The sequence below is a fragment of the Ancylomarina euxina genome, assembly GCF_003863355.1.
GTDB classification, from domain to species: domain Bacteria; phylum Bacteroidota; class Bacteroidia; order Bacteroidales; family Marinifilaceae; genus Ancylomarina; species Ancylomarina euxinus.
Window position 1 is genome coordinate 97956 of sequence record NZ_QQWG01000008.1, and the last position, 19591, is coordinate 117546.

17 protein-coding genes are annotated in these 19591 nt (G+C 31.8%); 3 read left to right on the top strand and 14 right to left on the bottom strand.

Features of this window, described 5'->3' with window-relative positions; genetic code table 11:
• Positions 1-31: 31 nt before the first annotated feature.
• The 8 genes from DWB61_RS09655 to DWB61_RS09695 form a co-directional block, all read right to left on the bottom strand.
• Positions 32-1222 carry a lanthionine synthetase LanC family protein gene (locus DWB61_RS09655; protein ID WP_125030703.1) on the bottom strand — a complete coding sequence of 397 codons (1191 nt, stop codon included), beginning with the start codon at positions 1220-1222 and terminating at the stop codon, positions 32-34.
• A 264-nt stretch (positions 1223-1486) separates the two neighbouring features.
• Positions 1487-1684, bottom strand: a complete 198-nt coding sequence (locus DWB61_RS09660; RefSeq protein ID WP_125030704.1) for a class I lanthipeptide — start codon at positions 1682-1684, stop codon at positions 1487-1489.
• A 58-nt stretch (positions 1685-1742) separates the two neighbouring features.
• Positions 1743-2000, bottom strand: a complete 258-nt coding sequence (locus DWB61_RS09665) for a class I lanthipeptide (RefSeq protein WP_225423374.1) — start codon at positions 1998-2000, stop codon at positions 1743-1745.
• A 17-nt stretch (positions 2001-2017) separates the two neighbouring features.
• Entirely contained in the window at positions 2018-2227 is a 210-nt protein-coding gene (locus tag DWB61_RS09670; RefSeq protein ID WP_125030706.1) for a class I lanthipeptide, read from the bottom strand.
• A gap of 334 nt (positions 2228-2561) precedes the next feature.
• A complete protein-coding gene (locus DWB61_RS09675; RefSeq protein ID WP_125030707.1) occupies positions 2562-2921 on the bottom strand; it encodes a LytR/AlgR family response regulator transcription factor in 360 nt (119 codons plus the stop codon).
• A gap of 67 nt (positions 2922-2988) precedes the next feature.
• Positions 2989-4704, bottom strand: coding sequence for a S41 family peptidase (locus DWB61_RS09680; RefSeq protein ID WP_125030708.1), 1716 nt, complete (start codon positions 4702-4704; stop codon positions 2989-2991).
• Positions 4705-6738: 2034 nt separating this feature from the next.
• Positions 6739-7434, bottom strand: a complete 696-nt coding sequence (locus DWB61_RS09690) for an HNH endonuclease (RefSeq protein ID WP_125030709.1) — start codon at positions 7432-7434, stop codon at positions 6739-6741.
• On the bottom strand, positions 7435-8697 hold the full coding sequence (locus DWB61_RS09695) for an AAA family ATPase (protein WP_125030710.1): 1263 nt from the start codon (positions 8695-8697) through the stop codon (positions 7435-7437).
• 412 nt (positions 8698-9109) lie between these two features.
• Between DWB61_RS09695 and DWB61_RS09700 the strand changes: the two genes are divergently transcribed.
• Genes DWB61_RS09700 through DWB61_RS09710 form a run of 3 tightly spaced genes read left to right on the top strand, consistent with a single transcriptional unit; the run spans position 9110 to position 14316 of the window.
• Positions 9110-10696, top strand: a complete 1587-nt coding sequence (locus DWB61_RS09700) for a DNA cytosine methyltransferase (RefSeq protein WP_125030711.1) — start codon at positions 9110-9112, stop codon at positions 10694-10696.
• Positions 10696-13461: an ATP-binding protein gene (locus DWB61_RS09705; RefSeq protein ID WP_125030712.1), complete on the top strand. Its 2766-nt coding sequence runs from the start codon at positions 10696-10698 to the stop codon at positions 13459-13461. The genes DWB61_RS09700 and DWB61_RS09705 overlap by 1 nt, the downstream gene beginning before the upstream one ends.
• 3 nt (positions 13462-13464) lie before the next feature.
• Positions 13465-14316 (top strand): response regulator, encoded by an 852-nt coding sequence (locus DWB61_RS09710; protein ID WP_125030713.1) that lies wholly within the window; start codon positions 13465-13467, stop codon positions 14314-14316.
• A gap of 208 nt (positions 14317-14524) precedes the next feature.
• Here DWB61_RS09710 and DWB61_RS09715 read toward each other — a convergent pair whose 3' ends face one another.
• The 6 genes from DWB61_RS09715 to DWB61_RS09740 form a co-directional block, all read right to left on the bottom strand.
• Entirely contained in the window at positions 14525-14671 is a 147-nt protein-coding gene (locus DWB61_RS09715) for an SHOCT domain-containing protein (RefSeq protein WP_197091177.1), read from the bottom strand.
• 332 nt (positions 14672-15003) lie between these two features.
• On the bottom strand, positions 15004-15591 hold the full coding sequence (locus tag DWB61_RS09720; RefSeq protein WP_125030715.1) for a hypothetical protein: 588 nt from the start codon (positions 15589-15591) through the stop codon (positions 15004-15006).
• A 190-nt stretch (positions 15592-15781) separates the two neighbouring features.
• Positions 15782-16543, bottom strand: a complete 762-nt coding sequence (locus DWB61_RS09725; RefSeq protein ID WP_125030716.1) for a hypothetical protein — start codon at positions 16541-16543, stop codon at positions 15782-15784.
• A 118-nt stretch (positions 16544-16661) separates the two neighbouring features.
• Positions 16662-16952, bottom strand: coding sequence for a helix-turn-helix domain-containing protein (locus DWB61_RS09730; protein WP_125030717.1), 291 nt, complete (start codon positions 16950-16952; stop codon positions 16662-16664).
• 336 nt (positions 16953-17288) lie between these two features.
• Positions 17289-18269, bottom strand: coding sequence for a nucleotide exchange factor GrpE (locus DWB61_RS09735; RefSeq protein ID WP_125030718.1), 981 nt, complete (start codon positions 18267-18269; stop codon positions 17289-17291).
• 66 nt (positions 18270-18335) lie between these two features.
• Positions 18336-19538 carry a site-specific integrase gene (locus DWB61_RS09740; protein ID WP_125030719.1) on the bottom strand — a complete coding sequence of 401 codons (1203 nt, stop codon included), beginning with the start codon at positions 19536-19538 and terminating at the stop codon, positions 18336-18338.
• Positions 19539-19591 lie beyond the last annotated feature (53 nt).

Below are 19591 nucleotides of genomic sequence, written 5' to 3' on the forward strand. Positions count from 1 at the left end.
TATTCTTTTTTTTTAACATAAGTATAGTCAATTAAGACAATAATAAAACATTGTCCCAATTAATGTGATTGGAATCAATAAATGACAAATAGGACAAAGCAACACCGCAATTCCCCTCCAAAAGACTATCATCTACCGTGAAATCTCTTTCCTCAAAATTACCTGCCAAATATTTATAATCATTCTCACCATATTTTACTGTTTCGTCATACCAATAAAGTGCAGCTTGCTGAAAATCAGAATCGGAAACCTGTCTCCATAGTTTATTATAAATGTATGCAATACCCGAAGAACCATGACAAAACCCAGCATCAACAACGGAGGTATCGTCGAAACCTCTTCTTTTACTCGTAATCTTTAAGCCATCGATAGCCAATTTAACAAAATCATTCAAACCAATGCCTGATGCAATATTATATATTGAATACCAGACACCTAGATCTCCATAGCACCAAGCAAGACGACTATATTGAGTAGAATTTTGACCACTATTATATGAATTAGCTAAAACCTGATTCGGGAAAAAACATTTTGATTTAGTAATATCTTGAATATTATTTGTAAGAAAATTAAGCCCTTTAATTATTATTTCCTTACACAAACTTTTCTTTACACCCAATTGAAAACATTGATATAAGAAAGCTAATTTACCTGTTATACCATGAGCTAGGCTAAAGTCGTAAACAAAAGTATCCCTCTTATTCCACGGTTCCCATTCCCAAACATTTTCATCATTAATTGTAACTACTGTTTTTGCTAAAAAGTCAACAGAAAACTCCAGAATTTTAAGATTTCCCCTTTTTATAAAATATTGCGCAATACCAAGAGCTTCATTTAATTGATCAACTTGATTGTTTTCAAACATAATTTTAATCTGCTTCTCTAAAATCAAGTCAAAATTTTCAAAAAAGTCATCATCACAATCAATAATTCCATTTTGACTTAATAGTGAGATACACCAACTAAATCCAGCTATTCCACTCGTGAGAGTTGTATTAACCTTTTTTTCATCATCAAAGGAATCAATGATATATAATACGCGTTCATTTAAACAATTCAAGTATATTTCATCCTTCGTTCTTAAATACTCCAATCCTAAGAGTAAGATTTCCCCAGATAATCCATTAAAAAGTCCAATTTCCTGATTTTCTCTAAAATCTTTTTTTACAAAATAATTTGACATTTTTTCTAATTCAGAAAAAATCTTTTCATCTATATTCATAATAATGCATAATACAAAAAGTGAGGATACATCTTAACTTGAGTTATTAAGATCTCAAGACTATAATATCGCTTAAAATTTACTGACAAGTCCTTTTGGACTCTATAACTCTGATAGAAACTATCAAGAATCTTAATATTTCTAAAAAATAGATCCGTTTAAAACAAAAATCTACAAAATCTGTTTCAAATGCATATATGCCAAAACAACTATTTTTTTTATACTTTCAAATAATTGACAAAAGAATTCAAAAATCAGAATAGACTAATTCTGCTCCAATTCTTCATCATATACTATTTTAATATCTTGATTAGTACAATTGGGACAGGATTGAGTGGGTTCAGGATTGCAACACAAGAATCCAGTGCAATTTCTCCTTGAAGAAAGACCACCTTGAATTTCTTCTTGCTCAGAATCAGTTAAATTTGAAATAATTGTTTTCTTTAATGATAATTTTTTCATATCCTTTTTTTTAAAGGAAGACTATATCTCAAACCTCACACTATTTTTTTTTAATATATTAATTCATACCTCCATCATCATCAAATGATTTTTTAATAAAATCGCAAGAAATATTTTTCCCACTTGTACAACAAGAATCACCTGTAAAACATTGATCACAACATAAGAATCCTGTACAATTTCTTCTTGAAGAAAGACCTCCTTGAATTTCTTCTTGCTCAGAATCAGTTAAATTTGAAATAATTGTTTTCTTTAATGATAATTTTTTCATATCTCTTTTTTTTTTTAAAGGGAGACTATATCTCAAGCCTCCCATTAATTTATTAAAATATATTAATTCATACCCCCGTCTTCATCAAATGCTCTTTTAATAATATCGCAAGAATTGATATATTTACTAGTACAACAAGTATCTGAAAAACTAGGATCGCAACACATGAAACCTGTACAATTTCTTCTTGATGAGATACCTCCTTGAATTTCTTCTTGCTCAGAATCAGTTAAATTTGAAATGACGGTTTTCTTTAATGATAATTTTTTCATGATTATTTATTCTTTTTAAAATGTTTAACATATCACAACACTGCAGTAGTCATGTTTATTTAACAAAACTAACAAATCTCATCTCATACAAATCATAACTTTTAAGCAAATGACAAATGGTACGACAACACACATGAGTGGTTAAAAAAAGTTACATTTTAACCATGTATAAATTTCAGTGGAAAATTAATCGTGTAGTTATTAGGATTTCTAATTCAATAGCTCCTTTTGACTTCTCATATTACTTACACTTGGTGTAATAAAAAAACTTTCAGTATTTCAACACTAACTGCATCAAAAAACACACAACACAAATAAAACAAAATACTATACACTAATTAGAATAAAAGCTAATCCATTGCTTTAAGAAATCTTGCTTTCTGCGCCTTGACACTACAATCTCACTGTTATTTAACAATAAAACACAACATTTACTTGACAAAAATTCTTCTGCATACAAAAGATTAATCACAGTAGTTCTGTTTACTCTATAAAAAAAATCTTGAGAAAAGCTTTTAGCCAAATCAGAAAGGGTACTAGAAGATTCAATTTTGTCATCATTATTCAAATAAATTTCGGAATATTTATCACTAGATTTCATATATATTACATCTTCAGTCTTGATTTTTTTTATTCCTTTCCAAGTAGAAATAAATACAATATTTGAAAATTCACTACTAACTTTATTATTCATCACACATAACAGACTTTAAAAACATTTACAATATTCTATTGTATCTACGATAACATATAAATAATTATCAATCCATATTGATTAATTCAATAGCTTTTTCTATCAACTCATCTTTACCTGCACGAATTCCCTCAATAGTTGGTTTAATTCTAACATCTGGGATAATACCAACTTGCTGACATTCCTTCCCATTAGGATATGTTATTCTGATACTTGAAAACCATGTTTGAATATTTCCTGGGAGAATCATTGACACGATATCACCATCTGCTCCTGAAGTTGTACTTCCAATAATTGTTGTATTAGGTCCTAATTGAAGAGCCATTGCAGTATATTCGGCAAAACTATGAGTTTCTGAATTTATCAAAATCATGACCTTACCCTTATAATAATTTTGTTTACTTCCTCCAACGTATGTAAGCATGCTTGAAGTAAAGTAACCTGGATTTTTAGCATTACTCCAAGAACATCTGGCAAACGCTTTTCTATCACAAACAATCAGGTTTCCAAGTTTATTTATAAGATTATCCCCCGGATAACATCTCAAATCAACAATAACACCTTTTTTAGATAAAATTTCTTTTGAAATCAACTCTAATTGTCCTGGTTTAAGAGAACCCGTATTAATATATGCAATACTATCATCAAATAGTTTATTCGTATTATCTATTTTTTGAACTATACCTGGTCGATATTTTATGGTATGAATTTCTTCAATAAAAGAACCATTATCAGTATCCAATTTCAAGTTTATTTTAGACTTATTACTTCTTAATAATAACGCAGTAACATCTGCTATCATCCTAGAATCATTTGAAGCTGGACAATATTTAATTTTATTTTTAATTAACTCTGCAACATCTTCATAATCGATCTGAGTTATAATATCACCAACATTTATATTATATATTTGATAATTATCTGGGATACCTGTTACAACAGGAACATTTTCAATCATCTCAATTCTTAATGGTGCAATAAATTCACCAAAAAAAGTATTAATAGTTTTATCAAAAGGCGAAATAGTGGAATGCGTGTCATTTAATTCTCCAAATAGACTCAACATCGTTAGCTTATAGGTTAATTCATCATCGCATTTAACTATTTTTGGTATGTATTGAATAAATATTTCGTCCCAATCCTTCTTAAGAAGGTGTTTGTAAGCAAAAAAATACTCAACATAATTCCAATATCGAAACAAGGATAATATCTTCATACTTGCATCAGTATAATCTATATTTGGATATTTTACTTCATTTATAAATTGGATTCTTTTCTTTTTAGATAAAGAAACGTAATGAGAATTCCTCTTCCTTTTCTTTTGCATTAAATAATCAAGTTCATTCATAAGCGTTGAATCCTGAAATGAATCCTCACGAAACCAATCTGTGACCCCTTGGTTTTTATCACATCTTTTATATTTATTTTCTGATTCTTTATTTCCAACATTTTGTACCCACTCTAGAATTTCGTTATCAAAATCATCTTGAAAAACCAATTCAATTTTCATAAGTAATTCTTGATCCCAATCAATCTTACCACTCCTAACAAAAGGATGATAGTATTTTAAAAAACCCCATAATTTACCCAACTTAAACAATCGATTAATATTAATCTCGTTAAATTCAAAATCTGATCCATTAAGGGTAATAGATTGTTTTTCACATTTTCTATTTTCAGAATTAAACTTTTCATTAATCTCCTTTGAATTAGCTATAGTATTGAATGCAATTAACATTACAATAATTAGCAATAAAGATTTCATCTTTCTTAAATTTTTCATAACTCTAACTATTATACTTTTTCTGACTACAGATATCTTATTATTACAATTGGAATTAAAAAATCAAATTCACCAATAACATTAGTTAGCTTATGTAAGCTGAAAAAAATGACAGGCACATATTATTATACCATTGTTCAGTTTTTACTGTTGAAATAAAGCTTCCCTTTTTAGATTATAACTACTCACATTAGTCACTCCTAACGATCTCTACTAGAGTAGACTAACACACACACACACACACACACACACACACACACACACACACACACACACCTTTAGACAACTCATATACAATATTTCATCAACTTAAGAATCGTAACAAAACAGTTTGTAATTCCTCTAAGACAACAGCCTTTTTAGTAGTCGTAACTAAATATAATATCAGATTATTTTTTACGATTACTTAAAAAATTAAAGTAATAAAACACATTAATTAATTTGTCTCAGAAATATTAAACATGAACGGAATTATTCAAATAGAACGACGAATATAACCTTACAGTAGGTCATCTAATGACCCACTGTTTAATTTAAAATCATTATTAACAGTATAGCTTTTTCTGTATTTACAAAATTGAATATCATGACCAACATTCCGCAAGCATTTTATCATTCTTTTAACCGAACTTTCTGATATTTTAAATCGTTTCGACAATTGTTTTACAGTCCAGATCTTTTATTTTTCGATAAATAAATAAACGAATAACAGTTTATTAAAAATTCTTCATTAGACATACACCAGCTCACATAAACGGATACAAAACACACATTAGATACAACTAAATATTAACAACCAACTAATTCACTTCTCTCAAGTGCATTTTTATGTTTATTGCTTACATACACAGTATGTATTTAAACTTGACATCTATTTATTCCTTTTAAAAACGAAAAGTAACCCAACATATTTGTTTTTTTATTAACAATAAAACTAACACGCTACAAGTCAGCAGTTTGACATATAAATATTTACGTAATAAAAAAAAATCACAACATAATAACACACTACCCTTTGCTTAAAATTCAGTAAACACTAAAGCCTATAACACCTACTTTAATTATGAAAGAGAATTGATTTGAATGTTTGTACAGAGAACGTATAAACTGTTCATAATTAATTTTTATTTTCGAACTTTAAACTAAAATCTATCAACTTAAAAGAAGACATACTTTGACAATCCTGAAAAATGAGTTTTGTTATGCGATGGCATTCTTCAGTTAGGTTAGCTGAATAAACTTGTTCATAAACGATCTTATGCAGTATGCTACAAAGCCCTCCCTTCTATTTTTTCGGCTCTTAGAGAGTCTGTTTTGATATAATGGTGGTAAATCATCAACGAGTTGATGATTGGCGTTGAACATCTCCTTAGAACATTCATTGGCGAATACCATGAAGTTATTTAGGACTGGTACACTGCCTCCTTGCCCAAAATGCAATCACACAGAGTTTAGACCATAGTAAAATAATAGCTCATGTTTTCATGGGCTATTATTTTTTTTAAAAGGTTAATTGACTAGACCTGAAACTTGGTCAAGAATGGTAAATTTTATAAAAATACCAAGATATTACGTAAATAGAAATGAACAGCCTAATGGAGATCATGAGGTGCATAAAGAGGGATGCAATTGGATGCCTTCCAATAAAATTGATTTGGGTATATTTTCAAATTGTTCATCTGCTGTAACAGCAGCAAAGAAACATTATACTACAGCTGACGGGTGTGTACATTGCTGTGAGGCTTGTCATACTAGTTGATAAAAGGTAGTATAAATAAACGCTGACAGGTGCAAAAGTACACTGTCAGGTTGAAAAACAAATCCTGTCAAGAGATGAATACCTGACAGGATTTTTATCTAGATTATAAATTTTAATATTTTTTCTTATTAAATCATATTAGAGGTTGGCTCATATTTTATTCATACTATCACTTGAAGTAAGAGAACCAAAGGGATTAGAAATTTGCGGGAATATGGTTTTCTGCATGCGCAGAGTACGAGATACAATCTCGCACTGGCAGATGTATATCTAATTTAATTATTACCGGGATTCAAAATATTCTGAAAGTAGGCTTGATTTGTTCCTGGGAAAGCAAGAATTAATACTCTTTGCACTTCAGGATAAGCAGAAAAAGCATGCATCCAGATGGACCAGAAGCCATTGTCCCTAACTTTTGAAACTAATAAATCCCTATAAAGAGTTTTATCCTGACAATTTGCATATGCAGAAGCGAATTTAGTAGATTCCATTAATGCTTGAATACGATGCTCTTGTCTTCTATCAGAAGCTTCCTGCCATCGTACTGTCCCTTTCTTAGGTGTTGGGTTATCTAGCCCTACCAAGGCGATTGTGGCATTCACTCTTACTTGATCTGCTTGAGATAAAGTATTTATAACAGATACTAAACCATTACTATTGTAATCGAAAAATTCGAATGAATTATCTTGATCAGACCAAATAAAGTCATTTAAGACTACTGGTTTATCTCCCTTGGTTGAATTACAATTAGTACATCCCAAGAGAAAGTTATGCCAATCCAACCTCAGACCTGGATTTGTTGCTTTGGGTTTAACATGTTCTACGGCCAGATTGGCAACCAATTTTCTTTCGCAATAGGAACAATACTCTCCTATTCGATCAATAAGATAGCGCCTAGCTCTAGAATATTCTTTAAATATGATATCTACACCCTTTTCTTGCGGAACGTTTCCTTTATCTACAGGTCTCATTTATTTTCCAAATTTTGCTAAACGCTCCAATTGTAGCTTGGCTTTGAAGACAGGATCGGTTGTTTTATCTATTAACTGTTCTAATTGCTCGAAAACTAAATCGTCAGGTTCATTTTCCAGAAGTTTCATGTAGTCGTATGCAATTTTTTCTTCCTTGGAAAACTTATCACTATATTCATTTTCTACCCCCATAAAAATAGCATTATCCTCTAAACTAAGATTATCAGGCTCTTCAGCAGGGACATTACCATCCAAATTAATTAATTCATCCGCTTTTAGTGATTGAACAATAAATGGAGAGTGAGTAGTTACGATAAATTGAATTTTTGGGAATGCCTTTTTCAAGTCCCCAACAATAGTTCGTTGCCATTTGGGATGAAGGTATAAATCCATTTCATCGATTAGAACAATTCCTGACGTTTTTACAACAGCATCTTCACCCCAATGAGGATTTAAGGTAATAGCACGATATGCTATATCCATTACAAGTGCAGCTATGGCCTTATAACCCGAACTTAAATAACTTAATGGGGTCCAGCTTCCATCAGGAAATTTTCCAACGACCTCATCAATTTTTAAGTTGTATTGTACACTTTCCCAATCAGTAATCATGCTAGCAAGAGTGTTGGTAAAAGCCGTATACAGTTGAGAATCTTGAACCAATGTTTCATCTTGTATTTGCTGCAGAACAGCAGTTTGTGCATTTTTAAACCATTGCGAGGCTTTTTGATGCATGGTACGAGGATCCAAAGCATTTTTATAGCCATCTAAACGAGATTTTGTTTTACTAATTCTCTGCTTTTCATACAACATATTGCTGGCTCTTCCAATACCATAATAGGCTAATAAAGGAAGATCTTCTTCCTCACCTGCTCTTACTTTTTGAGTTAAAACTCTAGCTTTCTCAATTAGATCTATGGCATTTTTATATGATGTAGAACCTCCTGTTGCTTTATTTGTATCTCTAAACCATGAATATTCCAAACCTTGTAGATTGTGTTCTACATCCATTCGAAAAGGCAATTGAATTTCGCTACTATTAGGAGCCACAAAAACTCTTCTTTTATCAGCAGCACTGATAGGATAAGTTGATATACCATCAACCCCAAGAAAAAAAGTACCCATCGCGAAAGCCAAAGCATCGAGAATAGTTGTTTTTCCAGCTCCATTTTCTCCAATCAATACCGTAAGATTTGGATTAAATAAAAAACTTTCATTTTCTATACTCCTAAAGTTCTTTAATGTAATTCGATTAATTTTCATTGGTCTACTTTGAATTTAACTCAAAGATATAAATTTAATTGTATTTTACTTTTGGCTCAGGAGCCATTGGAGTTTCGACATTTCGTCTACGCTTAATGCAGAGCAAAAAAAGGATTGAAAATCCGAAACTCATGCCCCATAGATTACAAATCTACAGGAACAGGGGTAATTCTAATTATTAAGGAAACAAATATTCATAATATCTGCTTCAAACTAAATATTATATTATTAAATAATAAGGATAAGATATTCGTATAAATCACAAATTTAATTTTACTTTTAGTTTTTGTAATTTACTTCTGGGATCTAAATCGTATCAGGCTTATGATTAGAGATTTGGTTCATATATTTTAAGAAGTAAAATATTGATTATTTAGAATAATTGACTTTCATTTTAAAGATTGTGGGATTGATGGTAGATAGTAGGAAACATATTGAGCTTTTTGCAGGGTGTGGGGGAATGGCTTTAGGAATGGAAGCAGCCAAGTTTAAATTGTTTTTCGCCAATGAGCTTTCGCCTATGGCGGGTGAAACTTTTGCTTATAATATATTAGGAGAGAATTTACAAGAAGCTTTAGAGAATAAAAAAAGTGCAAAAAATGTAAAATGGGTTTCTTCAAAATATGATGCAACAGATCTTGTAAATAGATTACGAGAAAATCCTTTGGATAGTATCAATAGAGATTATACAGATTTAAAAGATTTTGAGAATTTCAAAGAAAAATTGATTATTGGAGATATTAATGAACTTCTAGAATTCTTCAATAATAATCAGGAAGTTGTAAGTCAAATACAAAAGAAAAATATTGATCTTTTATCTGGAGGACCACCTTGTCAGGGATTTAGTTTGGCTGGTTTAAGAAAGAAAGATGATTATAAGAATAAACTTCCAATGTCATTCGTGAAGATGGCAGCCTTAATACAACCTAAGGTTATTTTACTTGAGAATGTAAAAGGGATTACGTCTCCTTTCACAGAGAATGGGAAAAAGCATTATGCATGGTTAGAAGTGTCAAAAGCTTTTGCTTTGAATGGGTTTGTACCAGTTTGTATGATGCTTAATTCAAAATATTTTGGTGTACCCCAAAATAGACCACGTTTTATTCTATTCGCATTTAGAAGAGATATTTTTGATAAATTGTTATTAGAGGAATCTTTGAATGAAATTCTTAATATTTCTGAAGGGTTTTATAATAAAGTGGTAGCTTCGGAAAAGGAGTTAGAGAAGATAACAATTAAGGATTTTAAGTATTACAATATAGAGGATGAATCTGAATATTTTAATGGTAATGTTTTACCTGAAATAATAACAGAAAAAGGAGAGTTTATATCAGCTAGTTCTGCTATTGATGACATTTCTAATCCAAGTAAGAAATATAAGTTTAAAAATATTAAAGCTGATTACTCTTTGAAATTAGCTGAACATTTTATTAATAAGGATTATTTGGAAAATGGATTATTAAAGAATCACGAAGAAAGAAATCATGGTAAATTAGTAAAAGAGAGATTCAAAATATATCAGGCTATAAGTAATCTTAACAATGGATTACAAGTAAATGCATACCGCTTAATTACTAATAAGGTGATAAATGCTGAAGATGAAGAAGAGGTGCTAAATGCATTGAAACAGTTTAAGTTTGGGATTAAAGGTGAGATTAGATTTAAATCAAATAAGGAGTTGAGGGCATATATTAGTGAGCGTTCAACTCGTAAGCACTCTCAAAGAGCTTTACAAATAAAAGAACCTGCACCAGCTCAACTAACGATACCTGACGATGTTTGTCATTATAAAGAAACAAGAACTTTGACCGTAAGAGAAATGGCACGTTTTCAATCGTTCCCAGATTGGTTTGTTTTTAGATCGAAAGTAACAACAGGTGGAAACATGCGGAGGTTTGAAGTGCCGCAATATACACAAGTTGGTAATGCAGTACCACCTCTCTTAGCAGAGGTTTTAGGAAAGACAATTAGCAAATTATTAGATAAAATAGATGAATAATGGCTAGATACGAAAGAGTTAAAGGAGGAGAGAAAAATAAAAAAACAGGCACTCCTTTTACAAAACCGGAATTAGAAGAAATTTGTCAACTCTACATCGAAATTGATGGTAAGGGAATTCATGAGAATAATCCAAAGATTCATGCTCTCGCTGCAAAGATAGAACGAACGATTCGATCTGTCGAAAATCAACTTTTAGGATTTAGATCTTTCGTTACAGGTAAAACGGGCCGCACTAATTACAATACACTTATCCCTGAAGTTTGGAGAAATAGAGAACTCTTTCAAGAGAAAGAGCAAGAAGAGAGCCAGCCCAAAATGACTAGAACAAAATTCCCTGCAAGCCAAAATAGAGAACTCTTTCAAAAGGAAGAGCAAGAAGAGAGTCAGCCCAAAATGACTAGAACAAAATTCCCTGCAAGCCAAAATAGAGAACTCTTTCAAAAGGAAGAGCAAGAAGAGAGTCAACCCAAAATGATCAGAACGAAATTTCCTGCAAGTCAAGATGGTAATTTGAAGTTTAGAGTTAGCTCTGGATTAAAGTCAATTATAGGTAAAGATCTTATTACAAATGACTTTATTGCTGTTTATGAGTTGGTGAAAAATTCATATGATGCTTATGCTACCCAAGTTGATATTATTTTTGAGAATGTACTTAAGGGTGATACAAAAATAATTATAAAAGATAACGGGAAAGGAATGAATTATAACGACTTATTAAATAAGTGGTTATTTGTTGCTTATTCTGCGAAACTAGATGGTACAGAAGACGCTAATATAACTCGTAGTACAAAGAAAAAATTTTTTGCTGGAGCTAAGGGAGTTGGGCGTTTTTCTTGCGATAGACTAGGAGGTAGTCTTAAATTGATTACACAAACAAATACAGATAATTCATTTACAGAGGTGCTACATACAGATTGGGATCGCTTCGAAGAAGATTCTCAAAAAGAATTTGCTGATATAGGGGTTGTGCATGAAAGATTAAATTCGAATCCTTACGATCTTACTCATGGCACAGTACTTGAAATAACAAATGTTCGAAGTAATTGGGATAGAGAAAAATTTTTGAAACTAAAAGAAGCTCTAGCTAAATTAATAAACCCTATTCAATCTGAAACAGATATTCCTGATTTTGTTATCAATTTGGATGTAAAAGAAGCAGTCAAATTAGATAAAATTGAAACGGAGTATTATAAGACCATAAATGGTCCAATAAAGAATTTTTTATTCGAAAAATTGGGACTGAAAACTACTCAGATTATTACAGAAATATCTGATGATGGAAAAACAATTACAACAACACTTATTGATCGAGACATTGTAATTTACAAACTTGTTGAAGAATTAAGTAAAAAATATTCTTATCTCCACAATATAAAATTCCATTTATTTTATTTGAATCAAGGGGCGAAAGTGAACTTCAAAAAAATAATGGGGGTTAGAGTTAAAGAATATGGTTCAGTATATCTATACAAAAATGGATTTCGTGTAAATCCATATGGCGATCATGGTGATGATTCTCTAGGAATCGATGTTAGAAAAGGCCAAGGTTATGGTAGATATCTGGGATTAAGAGAACTAATTGGACGAATAGAAATTAATGGGGAAAATGATGATTTTAAGGAGACTAGTAGTAGGGATGGTGGTATAATTAAAAACCGAGCATATTCACAATTAAAATTATGTTTCGAAGATTATTGTTTGAAAAGGCTAGAGAAATATGTTGTTGATGCAATCAAATGGGGAACTTTTGATTATGATGATGTTGAAGATCTTAATGATGATGAAACTAAAGAAAGAATTTTAAGTTTAATCTCAAAACTAGCAGACACCGATACGGTTATTAGTGGAGAGTTTAATGAAGATATTTTAAGTATTGTTGGTGAAAAACAAGAAAATAGCGCACTTAATTTATTAAATAAACTAAAAGATAAAGCTAAGCTTACGAAGGATGTTGAGACTATAAAGGAAGTTGTTAAAGTTGAAAAACGATTAGACGAACTAAAAACGATTAGAGCTGAATTAGAGGAAGAAAATAAGATAAAAGAGATTGAAATAAAAAGAAATTTAAGTGAAAACCTTGTTTTAAAATCGCACGTAGGTGTAAGTGAGAAGGAATTATTAAGTTATCATCATCATATTGGAATTTCTACAAGTGTTATTGAAGGTTACTTGAGTTTGATGAATGAAATGGTTAAATCAAAAGGACTCGTACCAGTAGCGGAATTTAATGATTTTATTAAAGATGCAAGTTATGAGTTAAGTAAGATAACAACCATTACAAATTTTGCAACAAAGAAAAATTACAACCTTGAATCAGAATTCATTGAAGATGATCTTTTGTTTTTTATACAGAGTTATATAAACGATGTGAGCAAAAAGGTCTCAAAAACCTTTGATGAAGATCCTATGAATTTTGAGATCTTGGATAAAGTAAAAGAACCTTTCTATCACGAATTTGCAATTCTTGGAGTTACTATCATTCTGGATAATCTATTCAAGAATGCATCTAAGGCTGGTTCTACTTTAATTTCAATTACAATGAAACTTGAAGGGAATGCCTTAAAAGTGTTCGTCATAGATAATGGGGAAGGAGTTAAACTCTCTGTTTTAGAAAGAATATTTGAGTTTGGTGTTACTACTACTGATGGTTCAGGTATGGGATTATATCATGTAAAGGAATTAATGCAACAGATGAATGGGACTGTTGAAATAAATCCTACAAATAAAAAAGGTGCTGAATTTATTTTAACTTTTAACAAATAATATATGGAATTCATTAATTATAATATCCTATGCTTTGAGGACACTGATGCTTATTTTAATCTTTTTAAAAAGAGAATTCTAAATGCGTATGAAGGCTCTGATTTAAAAATTAATATAACTCAAAGTAAGGATGATAGTGCTTTGAAAAACTTAAGTAAAGATTCCGATATTGATTTAATAATAGTTGATCTCAATCTTGATAAAAAAATAAAAGGCAATAAGGTAATTCAACAAATTAGAGATTTAAAACTGCTAACTGATATTATCTTCTATTCTTCTGAACCTGGGTTTAAAAAGAAAATTATACAAAATGGTTTTGAAGGGCTCTATTTTTCTAATAAAGATAATCTGGTATCAAAAACAAAAAATATAATTGATAAGATTTTTAGATCTTTTGATCAAGTTGCATTACAGAGAGGAAATTTTATAGCAGAGGCTATTACTTTGGAGGCTAAAATAGATTGTATGCTTCTTAAGCATTTTACACCCATCGAAGACTTTAAAGAGAAAATATTAGATTCCGAATCTTTTTCCACTTTTCAAAAGTACAACTTACTTAAATCTCTTGTAACTGATAAAATTAATGCTCTAAAGCTGCTGAGTGATGATAAATCAACTTCTGCATTACAACAACTTAATGCGAATAAAACTATATTAAATAAATTCCAGCAAGAAGTTATAGAAATCCGAAATAAACTTGCTCATGTTTCCGGTGAATTAGATGGTAATGTATTAAAGTTTTGTACTAGAAATGATGAGTTTACAATAGATGGGAATGGTGTAAAAGCTAAAAGGAAAGTTCTTGAAAAACATGCTAAAAATTTAACTGATCTTGAAAGTTATTTTAATAATTAATTCATTTTTTTTATATTAAAAGCACTTAATTATTTAATGAGTGCTTTTTTTGTTTAAATATTATTGGCGCACTCTTAGTCCAAATTGTATTTGTAAATCCATCAGCAGTAAATCTATCCAATGTGACTTATACGTCAAGGGACTATGAGTCCAACCCTTGAAATTTTAACTTACACCGTTTGCGGGAAAGTATCATAAAGCAAGTTGTTTAGGCTTCCAAAATATCAGCTTTTTGTTGCTGAAATTCTGTATCGGTTAGTATTCCCTGTTCTTTCAATTTAGCTAGACGCTCTGGTTGATCAACAACATTATTAGTTTGATTTACCGTAAAAGGAACGTCCTCAGCTGACATCATTTTCATATCGTTATCGATAGCTTGCTCATCTTAAATTTACTATCTAATCTAAAGAATTTATAGTATTCTCTACCTGAGGCAAGAGCTATTTGTCTATCCGTACCATCAAGAGTTTGACAATACTCTTTTGTTAATCTTTCTTTTAACATGCTCCACTCCTTTCTACTTCTATATATGTATCTCAATAAAAGAGGAAGCTTGGGTAATGAAAATATAAAGTAAGGATTCCATTGTTAATTTTTAAGTTCCAAATTGTTCTTCATTTCATCATGAAATGAGGCCTTTTCAAAATTAACAAAATATGAATATAAGGAGGTAACACCATTCATCACTTATGTTAAAATAGTCAGATTTAAACTTGATCCAATTAATTTAAAAGAATCCTTACACTTGCATTGTTTTGAGATGAGGTTTGTTATACGATGACATTCTTTGGTTAGGTTAGCCGGATAGACTTGCTCATAGATAATATGATGCAAGACCTTACAAAAACCCTCTCTCCTATTCCTTCGGCTTTTAGAAAGGATATTTTGATACAATGGTGGTAATGTTTCAACGAGCTGATGATTGGCGTTGAGCATCTCCTTTGCGATGTCATTAGCATATACCATAAAGGTATTTAGAACTGGTGAGAAGCGTCGGAAGTGCTTTTCTTGAGAATAGGTCTCAACCAACTTTTTAGGTGAATCGGACATAAAGTATCGAGGATGCTTGATCACCGTTTCTATTGCTTCGAACAAAGACACTTTTCTCTCGAGTTCGAACTTGAGATCTAAAAGATCCTTAAGTTCCAATTGTGATTGATCCAGGATTCGAATAAGTCCTGGAGATAATAAGGTTTCGTTTTCCAGAAAGAAACTGATTAGGATATTTATCTGTTGGGATAGGTTGTGGAGGTAGGATTTGATTGTTGATTTCATGACGAAAAAATTACGAATTAATAATTACGAATGACGGCTAATAATTATGAGTTAGGAATTATGAATTATTGAGAGGTCGGAAAGGTCAAATAGTCCAAGAGTCAAAAAAGCTTACACTTCAAATATGGATTTCGTCAAATCTTCCGATTTGAGGTTTTTAAGGGAAAAGCTGCTGAGCGCAGTCTTCCCTTTAAAACCCTTCATATAATGGGTCCACTTTTTTCCATGAGTGAATATGCTTTTTCAAGCTGGGTTTTGTGCGCAAATGAATGTAAGATGTGATAGCGTTTGAAAGCTGGATTTTGACTTGGTTGTTGTGTATAACCAATTGCCAGGCTTCCTCATCACCATAGATGCGACAAAACTCGAGTTCCTCGATGGGCAAAAGCAAGGGTTTGTATCGGTGCTTCATTTTTATAAAGCCCGCATCCCATGCTTTTTGTCGGTATCTGACAATCGTGGATTTTCCTAAATTCAGCACTTTAGCCAAGTAATCGGCTGGAAGATCTCGGTAGCGACAATTCGTAGTGGTACGCCCTTTTTTTCGTGCCGACTGCCTTGCTATCCGATATTTGTACTGGAGGTAATAGGTCACCACCGCTGCATAGATGAATGGGCGGAAGTTTTTTAAATTTTGAAGTTCACAAACGGCTCCTGTGGCGCATTGAAAATCGAGTTTTTTAGCCAAGACTAAATAACTCACCACGCGAACAGCGCCTCGTTTGGTATTCATGCTCACCCAGCCATTCCTTAAAAGCCAATTCAAATTAGCTTCTATGGTTTTCGGTGATTTCAGATCCAAGCCTGAAAGTATCTTTTCCTTTTGCTCAGTATTCCACGAAACATAGCCCGAGCCATGGCTTTTCAAATACAAGAAAAGTCGAAGGGGATTGACCTTCCGATTGGAAAGGGCAAAGACCAAGAGCTCTATGGGGATGTTCATTTGTTTCATCGAAACAATTATGAATTAGGAATTAATAATTACGAGTTAGAAATTACGAATTACGATGAGTTGCAAGGCTGCTGCGATAAATGGCAACATTGCTAGATGGCTAAAAACTAATAGTTGATTAAGAGTTTAGTGCGGGTTGGTAGTTCTTTTCCAGAGCTTCTTTTATGTCACTGGTTCTGTAGAGGGTTTTACCTCCAAACTGAATAAAGGAGATACTGGCCTCATCACGATACTTTTGAAGTGTCCGTTTACAGATCTTGAGTAAAGTACAAACCTCATCGGTATCCAGATAGATATCGCCTAATGGGTTTCTATCATTTAGGGAAATCTGCTTGAGTTGGTTCTCAACAGATTTCACTTTGTCTGTAAGTCCTAGGAAGACTTTAATTAATTCTTTGTCTTGTTGCATAACTGAAAATTTTAGGTGTTCAGTTGTCGGGTTTCAATTTTCATTTGATTGAAAATATACCCGAACATGATGTAACAAGTTTAGAGATGCTTTGTCGAATTAAAGGGTAAGTGTCATATAAAAAAAATCTGCTTTTACGATCTGATTAACTTAGATATCAACAAACATAGAACTTCTAGTACTTAAATTATTTTCAATAAATGTTTGATTTACACCAACATGCACCCAACTGCTTCGCCGAATGGGTCACTTACCCATAAGACCATCTGACTATCAGTGCATTAAACGCCTACTTAACATACATAATATTGGGAACTTAAAATAAAGTGATGCGATTCAATTTTTATCCTTTACAAAAAAGAGATCTATAGTTTGAATTAATCGCTGAAGAAACGATGTATTATTCACTCTGGAAATTAATTTATGAATTCGACTTTCTGTTTCGGAGATCTTCCCCATATTGAAAAATTGGGATAATTGATTGATAAACTCTTTTCTGGGCATTTCTTTACCGTCTAGCTTTTGAATGCTCCCGGACTGAGAAATAGCAAGAGCCATTTCTAGAAAATCAGTTACACTAGCCTTCCACTTTATATTTGAGTGGGTGTTTTCAGATATCAAGGGTGAGTGTAATAAATCTTTAAGACAATCCAATCGAGCTTCAAAATACAAGTTCAAAGGAGATCCGTAAAAATCCATATTTTTCTTACTGAATTCAGCAGCAATTTCTTTTCTGGACTTCTTCAGATATATAATTCTACCTTGTCTAGTATTAATATTACTCATTTCATCTTTAAAGCGCATGAAAAAAGGATAGAATTCACGAAGCTCATCTTTCCAGGAATCACTATAGAATTTTTCTCTTTTAGACCTATCTGTAAATTTATGTCGGCAACGTTTAATCAGTTTGATTGACTTCAGAATTGTATCCTTCTGATGATTGAAATAATTTATCAAATCAAAAATGTCGGAATTCTTAATCGTGATATATTTGGAATCAGAATCCTCTTTGGATTCTTCAAGGGGAAATGAATTAATAAAATTCGGATTCTCCCCTATCATTTCTTCTAATGCTACAAATATCTGAAGGACATACTCTAAATGAACTTCCCGATCATCAGTAGATTTCAACTTAGACAAAGTCAATCTCAAAGCATTAGAGAAGGCATCATACAAATTATCTAAGCTCTTTTTAAATTCATTTGAATCCGCATAATCATTAAAAAACAGTTTAGATAAACCATTCTTATTTTGAAAAGTAATATTAGCCTTAGACAATTCATTCTCCAAGGCCATTAAGCTTGAATCTTTGATCATATAAATGGTTGTTAGCTAATCAATTTAACAAAAATTTATACATTATCAAAAATACCAGACAGCCTATCAGAGTGTTATCAATCGATTGGCGGAGTCTAAGACTTCATTTTCGAAGCTATCCAGATAGATTTGAGTGGTTCTTTCAGTGGTGTGGCCTAAGCCTTCAGAAATAACTGCAGTAGGTATTCCTGATCGCTTTGCTATAGTTGCCCATGAATGCCTAGCGACATATGGCGTGAGTGTAATGGGTAAATCTAAGATCTTGCCAACCTGTTTCAGTTTTGTACGATTCCGAGTCGCTCTTTTTGCATATAGTTTATGCATTTCAGCATGATTGTGTGTCAATAAAGGAAAGACATATTCGTTATGATTTTTCAAATTAGAGTATTTTAGTATAATCTCTAAAGCAGGTTCCACTAATGCGATCGTGTATTTTTGAGAGGTTTTTTGTCTTGAATAGTTTATACGTTCATTTAGAATATTCTCAACCTTTAAATGAGCTATATCAACGAATGATATACCCATACAATAGAAACTAAACATGAACAGATCTCGAGCTTGTTCATGACCAGGATCCGAACTCAGATCTATATCTCTAATTTGTTTGATCTTATCTTTGGTGAGAGCTCGCTTTTGAGTTTTCTCATATTTGACTTTATAATGTAAGAATGGATAATTCTCTCTTTTTGCGAATCCCTCTTTTATGGCTCTATTGTAAATAGCTCGGATGGTACGCATATAACATGAGATTCCATTCGTTTTCATTCCGCTGGAAATCATGTGGGTTTCAAACTTTTTAATCAGAGCGAAGTCAATTTCTTCAAAGCTGATCGTTTTATTATCCATAAACCGAATAAGTGCCAAGGATGCACTTCGATAGGCACTGGCATTTCCCATCTTATTTATACTCTCAAGCTCTTGTATTAAATTTCCAGAATAAGCATTGAAGTCAAGTCCAATTCTGCCACTATATCGCTTTTCTATATCATCAATTGTATACAAATGATTCGAAGAATCTAAATCATTCACAATCCCCATTAGCTTGAGTTGGCATTTACGAATCTCGAAATTTTTACGTTTGTAGACTTGTGAAAAATTCTTGATTTTTACATTTAAGAGATCTTCCTTTTCATCCCAGTGATCTTTGGGAACTGAAATTTTCATTGAAAAATATTTCAATTTTCTCCTATGAGAAACTCGAATCATTACAGGATAAGTTTCGTCCTTATATTGCCTCGATGTGAAAAGTAATACTTTGATTCTTGCCATATCATTTCGCTTTAAATACACGAAAGTTTAAACATAGTTTAATCTTTTCACTC

Excerpts from the sequence above, each read along its gene's own strand:
- DWB61_RS09665 (WP_225423374.1), bottom strand. The coding sequence starts at position 2,000 with ATGGGAGGCTTGAGATATAGTCTCCCTTTAAAAAAAAAAAGAGATATG.
- DWB61_RS09675 (WP_125030707.1), bottom strand. The coding sequence starts at position 2,921 with ATGAATAATAAAGTTAGTAGTGAATTTTCAAATATTGTATTTATTTCT.
- DWB61_RS09680 (WP_125030708.1), bottom strand. The coding sequence starts at position 4,704 with ATGAAAAATTTAAGAAAGATGAAATCTTTATTGCTAATTATTGTAATG.
- DWB61_RS09695 (WP_125030710.1), bottom strand. The coding sequence starts at position 8,697 with ATGAAAATTAATCGAATTACATTAAAGAACTTTAGGAGTATAGAAAAT.
- DWB61_RS09715 (WP_197091177.1), bottom strand. The coding sequence starts at position 14,671 with ATGATGTCAGCTGAGGACGTTCCTTTTACGGTAAATCAAACTAATAAT.
- DWB61_RS09660 (WP_125030704.1), bottom strand. The coding sequence starts at position 1,684 with ATGAAAAAATTATCATTAAAGAAAACAATTATTTCAAATTTAACTGAT.
- DWB61_RS09740 (WP_125030719.1), bottom strand. The coding sequence starts at position 19,538 with ATGGCAAGAATCAAAGTATTACTTTTCACATCGAGGCAATATAAGGAC.
- DWB61_RS09690 (WP_125030709.1), bottom strand. The coding sequence starts at position 7,434 with ATGAGACCTGTAGATAAAGGAAACGTTCCGCAAGAAAAGGGTGTAGAT.
- DWB61_RS09700 (WP_125030711.1), top strand. The coding sequence starts at position 9,110 with ATGGTAGATAGTAGGAAACATATTGAGCTTTTTGCAGGGTGTGGGGGA.
- DWB61_RS09725 (WP_125030716.1), bottom strand. The coding sequence starts at position 16,543 with ATGAAACAAATGAACATCCCCATAGAGCTCTTGGTCTTTGCCCTTTCC.
- DWB61_RS09655 (WP_125030703.1), bottom strand. The coding sequence starts at position 1,222 with ATGAATATAGATGAAAAGATTTTTTCTGAATTAGAAAAAATGTCAAAT.
- DWB61_RS09720 (WP_125030715.1), bottom strand. The coding sequence starts at position 15,591 with ATGAAATCAACAATCAAATCCTACCTCCACAACCTATCCCAACAGATA.
- DWB61_RS09735 (WP_125030718.1), bottom strand. The coding sequence starts at position 18,269 with ATGATCAAAGATTCAAGCTTAATGGCCTTGGAGAATGAATTGTCTAAG.
- DWB61_RS09705 (WP_125030712.1), top strand. The coding sequence starts at position 10,696 with ATGGCTAGATACGAAAGAGTTAAAGGAGGAGAGAAAAATAAAAAAACA.
- DWB61_RS09730 (WP_125030717.1), bottom strand. The coding sequence starts at position 16,952 with ATGCAACAAGACAAAGAATTAATTAAAGTCTTCCTAGGACTTACAGAC.
- DWB61_RS09710 (WP_125030713.1), top strand. The coding sequence starts at position 13,465 with ATGGAATTCATTAATTATAATATCCTATGCTTTGAGGACACTGATGCT.
- DWB61_RS09670 (WP_125030706.1), bottom strand. The coding sequence starts at position 2,227 with ATGAAAAAATTATCATTAAAGAAAACCGTCATTTCAAATTTAACTGAT.